Consider the following 14444-nt stretch of genomic DNA (forward strand, 5'->3'; position numbering starts at 1 on the left):
TCTCACACGGATGTCTGCATATGCAGGCATCCGTTTTTATTTGATTAGATACGTGCGTTGCGAAAGCAGAAACCGTTTAATGCGTTCGTAGATGATTGCTTGCTCGACCGTCAATTGATCCGTCGCGTGCGACATGTAGAGTTGTGAAGTAACGGTAAACACATCGTCTGTGATGAAAGGGAGTCCCATCTCGCGACAGACGGAGACGGGAACGAAGCTGAAATAGCGTTGTTGGCGTAAAGCGAGTTGCAGTGAGACGTCATCAATATAGTGCGAGGTATCGGCATAGATGTTTAGTTCCGCCATCTTCAATTGGATGAAGCGGTTGTAGTCCTTATTGTGGGAGGGAAACAAAAAGGCAGTCTCCGTTGCATCCGCATAGAGCGCCGTAATCGCTTCTTTCTCTGAATAAGAAGCAGGATAGGTGATGACGATCTCCTCTTCCACGATCGGTTCACTCGTAATGAGCGGATGCTTGAGTTCCATGAAGCTGATCGAGAAATGGAATTCTTGATGAAGCAGACCGCTTAAAATATCGCGGTTCGAGAGGATATCCGAATTAAACAAGGGCGCCGTCTGCGGCAGGAGAAATTCTCGTAGAATCAATTGGATGAAGCGACCATGCGAACTGGCAAGACTGAGTGTCGTTTCGGTAGAGGCATCATTTCGTATCATTCTTTCCTGGACCCGTGTCAGCTCGTGTTCGATTTTTTCGACTGATTGCAGCAGAAGTCGTCCATTGTCGGTCAAGCTGATCGTTCTGCCCTTTCGATGAAACAACGTCGTATTTAATTCACGTTCCAGTTTTTTGATCGTCGCACTGAGGGCAGGTTGGCTGATGAATAATCGTTCGGCAGCACGCGTCACGTTCAATTCCTCCGCGACGTGACGAAAATAATTCAAATGTAAAAGTTCCATGATATCCTCCTGACATAATCTATAGGTTATTAAAATATATAAATATATATATTTCTGTTTATGATGAAATCAGTATATCGTAAATACCAGAGGTGATAGAAATGAAAATCGGAATTTACGGAGCAGGATCACTAGGAACCATCATGGGAGCTTATTTAAGTCAACAGTATGCGGATGTCGATTTGATCGATACGAATCGCGCACATATCGAAGCGCTGAACACAACAGGCGCGCATGTCATTGGACCAGATTTGACGCAAGCCGTCCATGCGATGCATCCGGATGACATCACGGAGATGTACGATATCGTATTGTTGCTGACGAAGCAGGTCTACAATGAACCGGTTCTGGCGAAAGTCCGGACGATCTTGAAGGAAGACGGGATTCTCGTCTCCTTGCAGAACGGTGTACCGGAAGAATTCATTCAACAACAGATTCCACGCGAACGTATCATCGCGGGATCCGTCGAGTTCGGAGCGACATACGTCGGACCAGGTGAGTCACGTCTGACATCGGATTACGAGCACTTCAAGACGTATGCGATGCAAATCGGTGAACTGGACGGTAAGAAGACGGACCGGATCGTCCAACTGAAGGGTATCCTTGATCACATCGGTGGAACGGAGATCTCTGATAATCTGCCGGGAACGAAATGGTCAAAACTCGTCATCAATAGTACGTTCAGTGGGTTATCCGCTGCGTGTAACGGTACGTATGGCGACGTTCTCGATCATCCGATCTTGTTACGGGCAGCAATCCATACGATGCAGGAAGTCGTTGAAGTCGGTCACGCCCACGGCATCACATTCGCGCCGATGAGTACGTTTGAGCCGGCAGCCTACGCAACACTAGACGATATCGATGAAAAATTGAGCACCGTGCCACAATTGATGCACGGATCGCGTGACTTAGAGGCGAGCATGTTGCAGGACTTACAAAAAGGGCAACTGACCGAAATTCGTTTCATCAATGGGATCGTCACGATGTACGGCAACACGTACGATATCAAAACACCGTTCAACTCACTCATTCAAGAAATCGTCGAGGAAGCGCAAACAGCGAAGACAGTTCCTGATTTTGAAACAAGTGTCACACGCTTTGCCGCATTGTTAAACGCATAAAGGAGAGATTCAGATGAGACAGGAAGATGTAAAAAATATCGTCGCGACGCCGATCAATGCACCGGTCTTTCCGGCGGTCGATATCTTTTTTCGGAATCGGGAATACTTGAACATCATCTATGAGACAGACATCGAAGCGTTACAAGCAGTCGTTCCTGAACCGCTCGAGGTGCTGAGTAATCAGATCAAGTTTGAGATCATCAATATGCCGGATAGCACGGGTCTTGGGAGTTATCTCGAGTGCGGACAAGTCATTCCGGTTCGGTATCAAGGAGAGGTCGGTGAGTTTTACCTCTCGATGTATGTCAACAATCAGCCGGCGATCGCCTCTGGTCGTGAAGTAGCTGCGTTTCCGAAGAAGTATGGTTCACCCCGGCTCTATCTCGACAATGATGTACTCGTTGGAACGCTTGACTATCATTCACTTCGTGTCGCCCAAGCGACGATGGGATACAAATATGTTCCGATGGCGGTCGAAGAAGCACAATCAATCGTCGGTGCACCGCAATTCATGCTCAAACAACATCGTGGCTATCAAGGTGAGTTGATCATCTCCGAACTGACACGGAGTCAAATCACGGATCTTGAGATTAAAGAAGCATACCGTGGACCGGCGCGACTTCAGTTATTCGAACATGTCATGGCACCACTCGCTGACTTCCGTGTTTGGAAGATCGTCGATGCCCAGCATATCATCGCTGATCTTCGACTTGGTGGACCTGCGAAACTGTATGATTATTTAACGGATTAACGACGCGCTAACATTAACGACCTCCAAAATGGATGGTCGTTTTGTTTTACCCCAAAAACTGGCATACTGAATTGAGAGGGGGAAACGACTATGCGACAAGTCATTGTGTTACCGTATCAATCAGAATGGGCGAGTGAATATATGCGAGAAGCGGACCGGTTACGAGACGTGTTCGGAGCACGTCTTAAGCAGATCTATCATATGGGGAGCACATCAGTTCCAGGACTCGCAGCAAAACCGATCATCGATATCTTACCCGTCGTCGATGCGCTTGAGGGGATCGAGCAGTTCGATGCACAGATGGAAGCAATCGGTTACGAAGCGAAGGGTGAATTCGGGATGCCGGGGCGTCGGTACTACCGAAAAGGTGGAGACGAACGGACGCATCACATCCATCTCTATGCGGCGGGAAATTCAGAAATCATGCGTCATCTTGTCTTTCGGGATTACTTACGTACCCATCCAGAAGAAGCCGCTGCTTACGGAGCATTAAAGGAACAATTAGCAACGACATATCCGCTTGAGATCGAAGCCTATATCGCCGGCAAGGATGCGTTCGTCAAGGAACTCGAACAACGTGCGATTGCTTGGAGGAATGCGCATGACTGACTGGGAACATGCCCTCATCCGCCATGTCGGCGTTGGTGTGAAGACGTCGAAAGCATTGTTTGAGAAGATCGAGGCGCAGGACTGGGACGCGCGACCAATCCCCGGGAAACGGACCGTCGGTGAAGTCGCTGTCCATCTCGCTGTGTTACTTGAAGCCGATTTGATGCTGGCAGAAGGGGCGACGGCTGAAGCAATGCAGGCGTTTTATGCGGAACCGATCCCGCGCGATCAGTTAAATGAGCGAATCAATCGTGCGTTTTCTATCTATCAGAAGAAAGTCACGACCGGATTTACGACGCGTCCGACGTACTGGGGCGTTACCGACTCGATGAACGGCTGGGCAATCGAAGCAGCCGTGCATCTCTATCATCATCGATCCCAGTTATTTGATTACTTGAACATCCTTGGGTACGAGCTAGAGATCTCGTTATTTGAATGAATGGAAGTAGGGGTAGTGTATGGAATATATCGTTGAAACATCAGCCGGTCGTTTTGATACCCGGCTGACAGGAAGTGGGGACGTCACCTTCGTCCTCGATCACGGGATGATGTCGAATCGACACCAATGGGGCTGGCTACGAACTGAATTATTGAAGCGAGGGCGGGTCTTTGAATATTCACGTCTCGGGTATGGTCGGTCGAGTCGTGGTAAAAACAAACGACTCTTTACGCATCAAGCGGATGAGCTCGCTGACGTCTTACGGATGCTCCGTGTCAAAGGACCGTATGTCTTCATCGGGCACTCGCTCGGCGCCTATATCTCGCTTGCAAGTGGACGACTGTTTGCAGACGAGACACGCGGCATCGTCTTGCTCGATCCGTCGCATCCCGATGTCGATGCAGCATTACCGAACTGGTACGAACGAACACAAGAGGAGTGGAATCGATTCCTCTATTTCCTTAGTCACGTCCGACCGATCGCCTGGATGATTCCTGATCGTCTCGGCAAAAAGATGTTCAGTGTCTTACCGGAAGCCGATCAATTACCGATGTGGCGGCATTTTGCGGCACCTGGACATTGGCGGGGGACGCTCGACGAATGGCAAACGGTCGAGGAGAACAATCAGCTGATTCTTTCGTTGCTTGAAGACGTGACACAGCCGGTCCTCGTCCTGTCTGCTTCGAACTGGGCAGGTGGTATGCCGGAAAGTTGGTTGAACCCGGCATTGACCGAACAAATCAATGCGGCTCACGCAGCGTTCGCCGATAGTTTACCGAATGGGATGTATCACGTGATTGCAGACACGAATCATTACACGATTGCCGGGTTTTCACACGAGGCAGCGGAGCGGATCACGGATTTGATCGGGACAACATGGGATTTACCGATTCAAAGTCAGTAGTAAGGTTACGCTTTTTCGTTTCGCTCGAATTATTTTCCTGGGACAAGCATCGCGCCGCTTCACTTCGTTGCAGGGTCGCTCCTGCTTGTATTTCCCCAGGAAGCGATACCGAGCAGAAAATTGTTTCTTTTCTCGTACTTCGGAATGTCTGACAGAGCTGACTCTAAAGCCAGTATCTACAAAGAATGACGCGTCACACGCCACTCCTACAGGAAAAAGCGCATTATGCGCTGTCAGAGACAAACAAGTCAGTTTTCCTGCTTAAAGGAAGCAGGAAAACTGACTTGTGTCTCGCCTGAGGAAAGGGCGTGAGAAGATGCGTCATTTTTTTGGGGTCAGCCCGGTCTACTCCTTGAGTCGATGCTTATCGACTTTTTTAGGGAACAAAATAAATCGAAATCATTACGATTGACGTCAGGTAAAAAGTCGGTTACTCTATAAAACGTAACGATTACGTTTTAGGAGATGAATGATGATGCAACCGATATCGATCACCGTTTTATCTGGATATCTTGGATCCGGTAAAACGACACTATTGAACCATTTACTACATAATCGCGAAGGGCGCCGCCTCGCGATCATCGTCAACGACATGAGTGAGGTCAACATTGACGCGGCATTGATTGAGCAAGGCGGATTCTCGCGGACGGAAGAGTCGTTCGTCACACTTTCGAACGGGTGCATTTGCTGCACGTTACGTGACGATTTATTACTTGAAGTCAAACGCCTCGTCGACCAAGGCGATATTGACGGTATCGTCATCGAGTCGAGTGGTATCTCGGAACCGATTCCGGTCGCCCAGACCTTCACGTACGAAGATCCGGACAGTGCCATCGACTTATCACAAGTCACGAAAATCAATGCGATGGTCACGGTCATCGATGGTTATCGTTTTCTGAAGGACTTCGAATCCGGTGAATCGTTGATTGAGCGGAAACAGGCCGTCGATGAGACAGACGTGCGTGAAGTCGTCGATCTACTCGTCGATCAAGTCGAGTTCGCGGACATCATCGTCTTGAATAAAGTAGATCGTCTGACTCCGGAAGAACGCCATACCGTCATCGGCTATCTAAAGGCATTAAATCCAGTTGCCCGCTTGATCGAGACGACATATGGTCAAGTCGATCCGGCAGACATCTTAGACGTTGATCTATTTGATTTTGAACAAGCGGCAGCGAGTGCTGGCTGGATCCGCGAGTTGAATGCGGAAGAACATATTCCAGAAACGGAAGAGTACTGGATCAGTTCGTTCGTCTACAAGCGCGACGTGCCGTTCCATCCTGAGCGCTTGCTAGCCTTGATTGAAGACTGGCCGCAAGAAGTCGTCCGGGCAAAAGGCTTCTTGTTCCTTGCGACACGTCCTGAGATGGCATTGCTGTTCCATCAGGCAGGATATGCGTCGAACATGGAATACGCTGGTCGTTTTGCATCAGATGAGGATCGACGGACCGAACTCGTCTTAATCGGCATCGGACTGGAGCAAGAGAAGCTCGAAGCGCTATTCGATGCGTGTCTCGTCCAGGAACACGAAACGGATTGGGCGTCACTGAATGATCCAATCCCTGGTCGCGAGATGTACGAAGAAAACTTTCTATAAGAGGTAAATCTTTTGAGAAACCGTATCTGCGGTTTCTCTTTTTTTGTTATATTTTCATAGTGAATGGGGAAAGAATACTAGTGAAGGTATGTTAATTGAAGGAGGAAGGTCTGTGCGTAACCGGATTTTACAATTCGCACTCGTATTTTTAGTCGCTGGTGGCATCATTTGGGGACTATATCAACTCGGCTATTTATTTTATGTCTTAACGATTTCAGCGACGGTCGTGCCGCTTGCTGTCATCATGATTATCTTCATCGAGAACCGGACCGCAGAATCAACGATCGCTTGGTTTCTCGTTCTGATTTTCTTACCGATTCTCGGAGTCATCATCTGGTTGATGTTCGGTCGGAATCCACGGCGCCGGCGCCGGAATCGTCGTTCACATGACGAACGGAAATTGCTCAAGCAAGCGATTCGTCCAGTTCGGTCGCTTGCTGTCAGTGAGTTACCACCGAATCACTTGAAGCTTGCGAACACGATTCGTAACTTCGGTGGCGGCGGGGTGGACGTTCATACAGCAAGTGACATCCTGACGAACGGGGAAGAGACGTTCCCAGCGATTCTTGACGCGATTCGTCAAGCACAGCATCACGTCCACATCCAGTACTACATCTATCGCAACGATGAGACAGGTAAGGCGATCCGGGAAGCATTGATTGAGCGACTCGAAGCCGGTGTGACGGTCCGGTTCATGTATGACGGACTCGGAAGTTATATGCTCGGTGAGAACTTCTTGCGCCCGCTACGCGACGCGGGAGCGCATATCGCAGCCTATGACCCAATCTCAAGTCCCTTGTTCATCTTCACGGCGAACTTCCGCAATCACCGGAAAATCGTCGTCGTTGATGGAAAAGTCGGATTCACCGGTGGATTGAACGTCGGGGATGAGTACGACGGTAAGAGTAAGAAGTTCGGTTTTTGGCGTGATACGCATTTGCGGCTTGAAGGACGCGCCGTCAAGGAATTACAAGCGACGTTCCTCGACGACTGGATCTATGCCCAAATTGAATCGAGTGACACATGGGAGACGTTTGCAGGGGATGAGTCGATCCACCAGTACTTCCCGAAACATGATGTGACGTCAGACGGGGCGATTCAAATCGTCACGAGCGGACCGACGTCAAAGGATCCCGCGATTCGCAATGCCTTGATTGCCGCAATCATCGCGGCACAACGTTCGATCTGGATTGCGACACCGTACTTGATTCCGGACAATGAGACGATGACGTTGCTCCGGCTCGCAGCACGTGCCGGACTCGACGTCCGTATCTTGACGCCGGGTAAAGGCGACAGCTTTACGTCTTATTACGGGACCCGGTCTTACTTCGGACCACTCTTGAAGGACGGCGTCAAGATTTATACGTATAACCGTCACTTCATCCATGCGAAACTGTTTCTCGTCGACGGGAAGATCGGTGCCGTCGGAACGGCAAACATGGATATTCGCAGTTTTGTCCTCAACTATGAACTGATGGCGTTCTTGTACGACACAGAAAGTACGGAACAGCTCGAGCGTGACTTCATCGCTGATTTCGATGTCTCGATTCAGTTATCATCGAACGATTACGTCAAACGTCCGCTTCGCTTCCGCATTTTTGAGTCGCTCTCGCGCTTGATTTCACCCTTATTATGACGCAACGTCCCGCATCGTTTTTCAGGTGCGGGACGTTTTTTTGATTGATTCTTCCTTGAAGTGGGAACATGAACTCTTATACACTAGATGTGTAATCGGTTGCACACTACTTAGCCTGGAAGGAAGTGAAAGGGGCGTTAGTCCCGAACCCGTATGCGAACAATTGATGAATCCCATTTCTACACGCGCGACATGAAACCACAAGCACGACCAGACGCCATCATCCAAGGAGATGTCTACCGTTTCACGGTCTTGACGAGTCGGATGATCCGACTTGAGTACGCGGCGGATGGACAGTTCGAGGATCGACCGACCCAAACGGTCTTCAATCGTGATTTTCCGGTACCTGCTTACCGCATCGTCGAAAACGAGGAAGAATTGCAAATCATCACCGAGCACGTCCATCTGCATTATACGAAGGGACCGTTCGCTGCGAACACACTTTATATCGATGTCTTAGGGAACTTTAGTACCTACTACAGCCGCTATACGTTCGGCGGACCGCTCCGGACGTTAAAAGGTACGGCGCGGACGCTTGACCATGCGGACGGCGTCATCCCACTTGAAGAAGGGATTCTCTCCCGGCAAGGTTACGCGGCGATCGACGACTCGAACGCCTTCGTCCTGACGGAAGACCACTTCGTCGAACCGCGACGCTCCGGGACGCATGACATCTATTACTTCGGATACGGTCACGACTACAAACAGGCACTGCGTGACTTCTACCACCTGACAGGACCGACGCCGATGTTACCACGTCAGGTACTCGGCAACTGGTGGAGTCGCTACTGGCGTTATAGTGAGAAGGAATACAAGGATTTGATGACACGCTTCAAGACGGAAGACATTCCGTTCTCGGTCAGTGTCATCGACATGGACTGGCACGTCACTGATATTCCGGAACGGTACGGAAGTGGCTGGACGGGCTACACGTGGAACCGTGATCTATTCCCGGATCCACGCGGATTCTTGCAATGGTTGAAGGATGACGACCGGATGGTCACGCTCAACTTGCACCCGGCGGACGGTGTGCGTGGGTTTGAAGAAGCCTACGAGGCGATGGCGGTCGCGATGGGCGTCGATCCCGAATCGGATGTCCGGATCCCGTTTGATTTCTCAGACCGGACGTTCATCGAGAACTACTTTACGAAGCTGCATCATCCGCACGAGGCAGATGGCGTCGACTTCTGGTGGATCGATTGGCAGCAGGGCGCGAACTCGAAGATGAAGGGGCTTGATCCGCTCTGGATGCTCAATCATTATCACGCGCTTGATATTGCCCGCGACGGCAATCGACCGTTGATCTTCTCGCGTTACGCGGGACCCGGAAGTCATCGTTATCCGGTTGGTTTCTCAGGCGATACGATCATCTCTTGGGCATCGCTCCAATTCCAGCCGTATTTCACGGCGACGGCGTCGAACATCGGTTATGGATGGTGGAGCCATGACATCGGGGGGCACCAACGCGGGGAGAAGGATGACGAGTTATCGACACGTTGGCTCCAGTACGGTGTCTTTAGTCCGATCATGCGCCTGCACAGTACGATGAGCATCTTCAACGGGAAAGAACCATGGCGTTATTCGACCGATGCGGCGAACGTCATGAAGAACTATTTACGACTTCGGCACCAGCTCGTGCCGTACATCTACACGATGAATGCCCGCAATCACTTTGACGGCTTGCCACTCGTCTCACCGATGTATTATGAGCATCCGGAAGACGATCAGGCATACAACGTCCCGAACCAGTTCTACTTCGGAACAGAACTGATCGTCGCGCCGATGGTCACACCAATGCACCGGAAACTGCATATGACGGCAACGACCGCTTGGTTGCCGGAAGGCGAATGGTTTGATTTCTTCAATGGTCACCGGTACCGTGGCGGCAAACAGATTCGTCTGTTCCGTTACCTCGAAGATCAAGGCGTACTCGCAAAAGCCGGTGCGATCGTTCCACTCGGTCGTCATCTCGAACAGTCGAATGCCCTGCATAATCCAGAGGATCTCGAAGTCGTCGTCTTCCCGGGAGCATCGAACCGCTTTACGTTGTTTGAAGACGATAGCACGGGTGTCGCGCACCGCGACGGTGTCAATGTCGAGACGACGTTTGCGCTCGACTGGGGCGCACGTGAGTTGACGATCGCGGCACCAACCGGACACCGTGACTTACTACCAGAAAACCGGTCGATTACGTTGATCTTACGTGGAGTCCGTGAAGGATACGTGCAGCGCGACGGAGAGAGTGTCACCGGTGTCTATGATCATGCGACGCAGTCCCTTCGTGTCGAACTCGGTGAAGTGACCGATACGATCACGTTGTCACTCCAAGTCGAGATGTCGACGAACGAGAACAAGATGGACCGGTTGTATGCATTCCTCGATCAAGCGGAAATCAGCTATGACCTGAAAGATCGTTTGTACCGTCTATTGTCACAAAAACTCGATCCGGTTAACATGATGCACCAGTTGCAAGCACTCGAACTCGAGAAGGATCTCGTCGACTGTCTGCTTGAGTTGATGTTGTCTTAAACGATTGGATAGACATGCGAAAAAGCCAGTATTCGTCATCCGTATGGACGAGGAATACTGGCTTTTTGATTGAGGTCAGAACTCTTCGTCTACCTCTTCATCCATCCAAGATAGTAAGTCTTCTGCATCGAGATCGTCACCTTTACTGAGGATCAAGGCTGTGACGTCATCTCGTTTCTGTTCTAATAACTCCGGGTTGTTCGTCAAGACTTCCATGAGGTAATACGCATAGGAGCCAAGGAAATCAGGCTGATCGTTTCGTTCGATCAGTGTCATGAACGCTTCGATCAGTTCTTCCTGTTCTTCATCGAGAATCATCCAGTGGGAGTAGGCGAGGAGTTTTTCATTCTCGTCATCTCCACGGAGAATGTCCTTGATTTCAGGTAACGTCAGAAATACGACATCCGGCATGACGACTTCCGGAACATCGCTACTCAGCTTCGTTAACCATTCGTCATAGGTCGCCGCGACGAAATAGGTGGTCTCATCTGAAATATCGAGGCACCAGACAGTCGGCTCGGCGGCATCTGTGAAGTGGAAGTACCAAAAATAGCTACCTTCTCCTTCCGCGAACATCATAATGTTTCCCTCGACGTCCCATTCCCGGAGGATCGACAATTCGTCTAGATACCGTTCGAATGTCAATGACGACATGGAGCGGAGTGGGAGGTGCAATCCAGTTTCTTCGTCCGACCATGTATTCTCGAATTCGACCATCACGGCCATGGCTTCCGGAGCACCGCCGTTTTGTTCCTGGATTTGTTCGAGGTAACGGACGGGGAGTCGACCGTTGACGGCTTGCTCGATTCGTCGAATGTCTGTTTCTTTGACTGAAATCATCGTTTCTTCTTGTAATTCTTCATCCCAAAATGGCATCGTATGACCTTCCTTGCTATGTAATATGTAGACTTTGATTATACGCGAAGTTGATGGAAAATGTTTCAAAAAAAGGACCCTTGCCGTTATGGAAGGGTCCATTGCGTCATTTACGACGCAATTTTTTCGCTTTTTGTTTCATGTCGTTATACGTGATCATCGGGCTATCGTCCATCGTCAAGCGTAGATGATTCGGTTCGCCTTTGTTCGTGATGCCGGAGCAATAGAGGATGTCGGCATACTGCTCAAACAGTTCCTCATATGCCGGCAGGTGGTGCATCAGGCGACCAGGCGATCCCCAGCCACAGAGGACGACGCCATTTTTCGCTTTGACCTCAGCAAGTGTCTTCGCGACGAACTCATAGTTCGTCTCATCGAAGCTCGCTTGCGCGAACGGCAGATCCTCGCTGACGAGCAGGTCCGGCATCAAACTGATGATGTCATATTGTTTGACGGGGTCACTGACATACTTCTTCATCAAATTGTACGCACGTTGTGTCGTCGTTCCAGAGAGAAAGGCGTCTGTCGTCCGTGGTGTGTAGATTAAAGCGGCGACGTGCGTCCCTTCTGCGATGTCGTCAAAGATGTAGCTGCGTAAATAGCGTTTCGTCTTGTCTCGATCAAACGTCGTCTGGACGCGGATCGACGATTCCTCAATCAAGAGTTCGGAAGAATCGGCTGGTGTCATGGGTGGTGCCTCCTTTTAATTGGTCAAACGTGAGCTGATGCGAAGGAAGAATGCGAGTGTCTTCTTCTTGAGGTCGAGGTCGTTCGCATCGATAGCCTCGACGTGTTGCTGGTAACGATCATATTGGGCGAGCACGTCAGAAACATATTGTTCACTGCGATTGTATTCAAACAGTGCTGTCGCGAGCGTGTCTCGGTCTGATGTCGTTGTGACATCGTGTTGGTTCAGGTATTTCGCTGCCGTGTGGGCGCTGTCGACGAGACTCGTCGGATCGGCTTTCCCGTCGCCGTCCGCGTCCACTCCGAGACCACCATATTTCTCGATGGCTTCCGGATCCGTCACGTCGATGCCGTCATGCTCGATGTCACCGAGCGACGTGCCGCCTTCGTATCCCCAACCGACCCATGTTTTCGGCATGAATTGGAACGGACCGATGGCGCCAACGGACGATTGCATCGCTGACGAGTTTGAGAAGATCGTCTCGACGCGATGGATGGAGGCGAGTAGCTTCCAGTCGATGCCGTAACGTGCCGCGGCTTGTTCGTAGATGTCGATGTTCTCGGCAGGTACGCCATGCTGTCCATAATACGTACGATACATTTCATTTTGAACACGTTCCCGATTTTGCCAATAGATGAAGCTACTGACGATGAGGGCGAACAGTACGAACAAGATGCTGATTCGAAAAACTTTTCGCATATTGTTCTCTCCTCTGTATAGGATTCCACTGAATGGTATCATATTTTAGTAGGGTCTAATAGCACTTTCTGTGACGGGAGTGTGGAATCAAAAAAGGAGTCGAAGTCATGTATCTCTTCGTAAATGGTTTTTTACTCGGATTGCTCGTCGTCCTCTCAATCATCGCAGCCGTCCGACCGGTCGATTTGACGATCGTCCCACGCAAGGAATTCTACCCCTCGATGGTCCAGTCGAGCGGCATCTTATGTCTGTTGCTCGTCGGTGGCACGCTGATTAGCGGTACACGGTTGCCGGAAATCGGCTTGACGTTTTTTGTCCCAAGTGGTCCGGTCTGGTACGCGACGATCGGACTGATCGTCTTGCTTTGTATCGTCTTGCTTTTGACAGCGACCGTTCCAGCGTTTCGCAAACGTTTATTGCCGCTCTATCAAAGTGAGGCGGAACGACTGATTCTGCCGCGAACGAAAGAGGAGCGGACCGGGTTCCAAATGGTCGCGTTGATGGCAGGGGTGACGGAAGAGTTGATCTATCGCGGGTTTCTCTTCCATACGCTCGGATTATTTTTACCGTTCTCTGAAGTCAGCTTCGTCTGGATCGGTGCCATCCTGTTCGGGATTGCCCATCGTTATCAAGGGTGGTTCGCGATCCTCGTGACGGGGCTGATCGGAGCTGGGTTCGGCTACTTATACCTAGCACTTGAGACACTCTGGCCGCTGATTATCATCCATGTTTTGATTGATCTCGTTGCCGTCTACATCTACAAGGACGATGTTAATTCCTGACATCGTCAAAAAGCGTTGAATTTGGTAGACTGAATGTCAAGCGAAGTCATCGTTTAGATTGGTCAAGTTGACGGTTGCAGAACAGGTCAAATGACAGGTAGAATGAGAAGGTAAACGCTTACACATCAAAAGGAGATGGATGAAACCATGCGAACGATCACTTCCACTGGCGAGCGAAAGAAGACGAGTTGGACATTGAATATCGGCAATCAGCCACATTTGATGATGGATGGTGTGACAGAACAAACGCTTGATGCCGAACAACGTGTCATCTACGACGAATTTTTGATTCCGACGACGGACACTTTGATTCATCGGTTCAAAGCCCGATTCCCGAACCATCTCTGCGAGAACGGGTATGATGTGTATGGCGCTGCCGCTTTTGACGAACAGGTCGTCGAACTGATCTCGAATTGGTTCATCGAGCTGGTCACCGTCTTAACAGCGATGCAGCGGACGAAAGGCATTCAGCATGTCCAGATTGAAGGCGGTGTCGCAAAACGGACCGACTTCTTACCGACCGTGCGTCGGACATGCCGGGCACTGGAGTCAACGATTGATATTTATTGAAACACCAGTCACGTGTTCAGAGGGGGCGTCCATTAGGGCGTCCTCTCTTTTTTTGATCAACAAATCGAAAGAATCAGACGTCGTGAAGATAACGTGCACTTTTTTTGTTCATCTTGAATCGTTTTCCTGGGACAAGCATCGCGCCGCTTCACTTCGTTGCAGGGTCGCTCCTGCTTGTTTTTCCCTATGAAGCGATTTCGAGTGAACAAAACGTCTCTCTTCTTTTATAAATTAAAAAGTAAAAACGAAGTCGAAATACTCGTGGAGTCGGACATAATTGTCCGGCTCTTTTTCATTTTCTGGATGATAGCAGGAAAAAACAGGT

The 14444-nt window shown here is 50.1% G+C and carries 14 protein-coding genes; 10 read left to right on the forward strand and 4 right to left on the reverse strand.

From position 1 onward, the window contains the following. Positions 1 to 36: 36 nt before the first annotated feature. Positions 37 to 918, reverse strand: a complete 882-nt coding sequence (locus tag K7G97_RS06615) for a LysR family transcriptional regulator (RefSeq protein ID WP_223041686.1) — start codon at positions 916 to 918, stop codon at positions 37 to 39. A gap of 101 nt (positions 919 to 1019) precedes the next feature. On the opposite strand from K7G97_RS06615, the gene K7G97_RS06620 reads away from it, so the two are divergent. From K7G97_RS06620 to K7G97_RS06655, 8 genes are all read left to right on the forward strand, one after another. Next, positions 1020 to 2039: a ketopantoate reductase family protein gene (locus K7G97_RS06620; protein WP_223041687.1), complete on the forward strand. Its 1020-nt coding sequence runs from the start codon at positions 1020 to 1022 to the stop codon at positions 2037 to 2039. Between the two features lie 13 nt (positions 2040 to 2052). Then, the gene (locus tag K7G97_RS06625) at positions 2053 to 2790 is read left to right on the forward strand and encodes an acetoacetate decarboxylase (protein WP_223041688.1); all 738 of its coding nucleotides are present in this window, start codon (positions 2053 to 2055) and stop codon (positions 2788 to 2790) included. Positions 2791 to 2880: 90 nt separating this feature from the next. Continuing rightward, complete coding sequence (locus K7G97_RS06630) at positions 2881 to 3399, forward strand: GrpB family protein (protein WP_223041689.1); 519 nt, start codon at positions 2881 to 2883, stop codon at positions 3397 to 3399. Further along, entirely contained in the window at positions 3392 to 3838 is a 447-nt protein-coding gene (locus K7G97_RS06635) for a DinB family protein (RefSeq protein WP_223041690.1), read from the forward strand. The genes K7G97_RS06630 and K7G97_RS06635 overlap by 8 nt, the downstream gene beginning before the upstream one ends. A 19-nt stretch (positions 3839 to 3857) precedes the next feature. Next, on the forward strand, positions 3858 to 4742 hold the full coding sequence (locus K7G97_RS06640) for an alpha/beta fold hydrolase (RefSeq protein WP_223041691.1): 885 nt from the start codon (positions 3858 to 3860) through the stop codon (positions 4740 to 4742). A 475-nt stretch (positions 4743 to 5217) separates the two neighbouring features. After that, complete coding sequence (locus K7G97_RS06645; protein ID WP_223041995.1) at positions 5218 to 6339, forward strand: GTP-binding protein; 1122 nt, start codon at positions 5218 to 5220, stop codon at positions 6337 to 6339. 112 nt (positions 6340 to 6451) lie between these two features. Beyond that, positions 6452 to 7975: a cardiolipin synthase gene (locus K7G97_RS06650; RefSeq protein ID WP_223041692.1), complete on the forward strand. Its 1524-nt coding sequence runs from the start codon at positions 6452 to 6454 to the stop codon at positions 7973 to 7975. Between the two features lie 153 nt (positions 7976 to 8128). Continuing rightward, the gene (locus tag K7G97_RS06655) at positions 8129 to 10504 is read left to right on the forward strand and encodes a glycoside hydrolase family 31 protein (RefSeq protein WP_223041693.1); all 2376 of its coding nucleotides are present in this window, start codon (positions 8129 to 8131) and stop codon (positions 10502 to 10504) included. Positions 10505 to 10579: 75 nt separating this feature from the next. Here the strand turns inward: K7G97_RS06655 and K7G97_RS06660 are convergent, their stop codons facing one another. From K7G97_RS06660 to K7G97_RS06670, 3 genes are all read right to left on the reverse strand, one after another. After that, positions 10580 to 11380: an SMI1/KNR4 family protein gene (locus K7G97_RS06660; protein ID WP_223041694.1), complete on the reverse strand. Its 801-nt coding sequence runs from the start codon at positions 11378 to 11380 to the stop codon at positions 10580 to 10582. 106 nt (positions 11381 to 11486) lie between these two features. Further along, complete coding sequence (locus K7G97_RS06665) at positions 11487 to 12068, reverse strand: DUF1643 domain-containing protein (protein ID WP_023467910.1); 582 nt, start codon at positions 12066 to 12068, stop codon at positions 11487 to 11489. 15 nt (positions 12069 to 12083) lie between these two features. Next, positions 12084 to 12767: a lytic transglycosylase domain-containing protein gene (locus K7G97_RS06670; RefSeq protein WP_223041695.1), complete on the reverse strand. Its 684-nt coding sequence runs from the start codon at positions 12765 to 12767 to the stop codon at positions 12084 to 12086. Positions 12768 to 12874: 107 nt separating this feature from the next. On the opposite strand from K7G97_RS06670, the gene K7G97_RS06675 reads away from it, so the two are divergent. Together K7G97_RS06675 and K7G97_RS06680 are read left to right on the forward strand one after the other, a co-directional pair. Then, a complete protein-coding gene (locus K7G97_RS06675; RefSeq protein WP_223041696.1) occupies positions 12875 to 13549 on the forward strand; it encodes a CPBP family intramembrane glutamic endopeptidase in 675 nt (224 codons plus the stop codon). A gap of 135 nt (positions 13550 to 13684) precedes the next feature. Further along, positions 13685 to 14119 (forward strand): hypothetical protein, encoded by a 435-nt coding sequence (locus tag K7G97_RS06680; RefSeq protein WP_230088650.1) that lies wholly within the window; start codon positions 13685 to 13687, stop codon positions 14117 to 14119. The last annotated feature ends 325 nt before the right edge of the window (positions 14120 to 14444 follow it).

Origin of the sequence: Exiguobacterium acetylicum (assembly GCF_019890935.1) — a bacterium.
Classification (GTDB): domain Bacteria; phylum Bacillota; class Bacilli; order Exiguobacteriales; family Exiguobacteriaceae; genus Exiguobacterium_A; species Exiguobacterium_A abrahamii.

Bases quoted from the DNA above. Each gene is read 5' to 3' on its own strand.
- K7G97_RS06630 (WP_223041689.1), top strand. From the start codon at position 2,881: ATGCGACAAGTCATTGTGTTACCGTATCAATCAGAATGGGCGAGTGAA.
- K7G97_RS06615 (WP_223041686.1), bottom strand. From the start codon at position 918: ATGGAACTTTTACATTTGAATTATTTTCGTCACGTCGCGGAGGAATTG.
- K7G97_RS06625 (WP_223041688.1), top strand. From the start codon at position 2,053: ATGAGACAGGAAGATGTAAAAAATATCGTCGCGACGCCGATCAATGCA.
- K7G97_RS06675 (WP_223041696.1), top strand. From the start codon at position 12,875: ATGTATCTCTTCGTAAATGGTTTTTTACTCGGATTGCTCGTCGTCCTC.
- K7G97_RS06620 (WP_223041687.1), top strand. From the start codon at position 1,020: ATGAAAATCGGAATTTACGGAGCAGGATCACTAGGAACCATCATGGGA.
- K7G97_RS06635 (WP_223041690.1), top strand. From the start codon at position 3,392: ATGACTGACTGGGAACATGCCCTCATCCGCCATGTCGGCGTTGGTGTG.
- K7G97_RS06670 (WP_223041695.1), bottom strand. From the start codon at position 12,767: ATGCGAAAAGTTTTTCGAATCAGCATCTTGTTCGTACTGTTCGCCCTC.
- K7G97_RS06655 (WP_223041693.1), top strand. From the start codon at position 8,129: ATGCGAACAATTGATGAATCCCATTTCTACACGCGCGACATGAAACCA.
- K7G97_RS06660 (WP_223041694.1), bottom strand. From the start codon at position 11,380: ATGCCATTTTGGGATGAAGAATTACAAGAAGAAACGATGATTTCAGTC.
- K7G97_RS06645 (WP_223041995.1), top strand. From the start codon at position 5,218: ATGCAACCGATATCGATCACCGTTTTATCTGGATATCTTGGATCCGGT.
- K7G97_RS06640 (WP_223041691.1), top strand. From the start codon at position 3,858: ATGGAATATATCGTTGAAACATCAGCCGGTCGTTTTGATACCCGGCTG.
- K7G97_RS06680 (WP_230088650.1), top strand. From the start codon at position 13,685: ATGGATGAAACCATGCGAACGATCACTTCCACTGGCGAGCGAAAGAAG.
- K7G97_RS06665 (WP_023467910.1), bottom strand. From the start codon at position 12,068: ATGACACCAGCCGATTCTTCCGAACTCTTGATTGAGGAATCGTCGATC.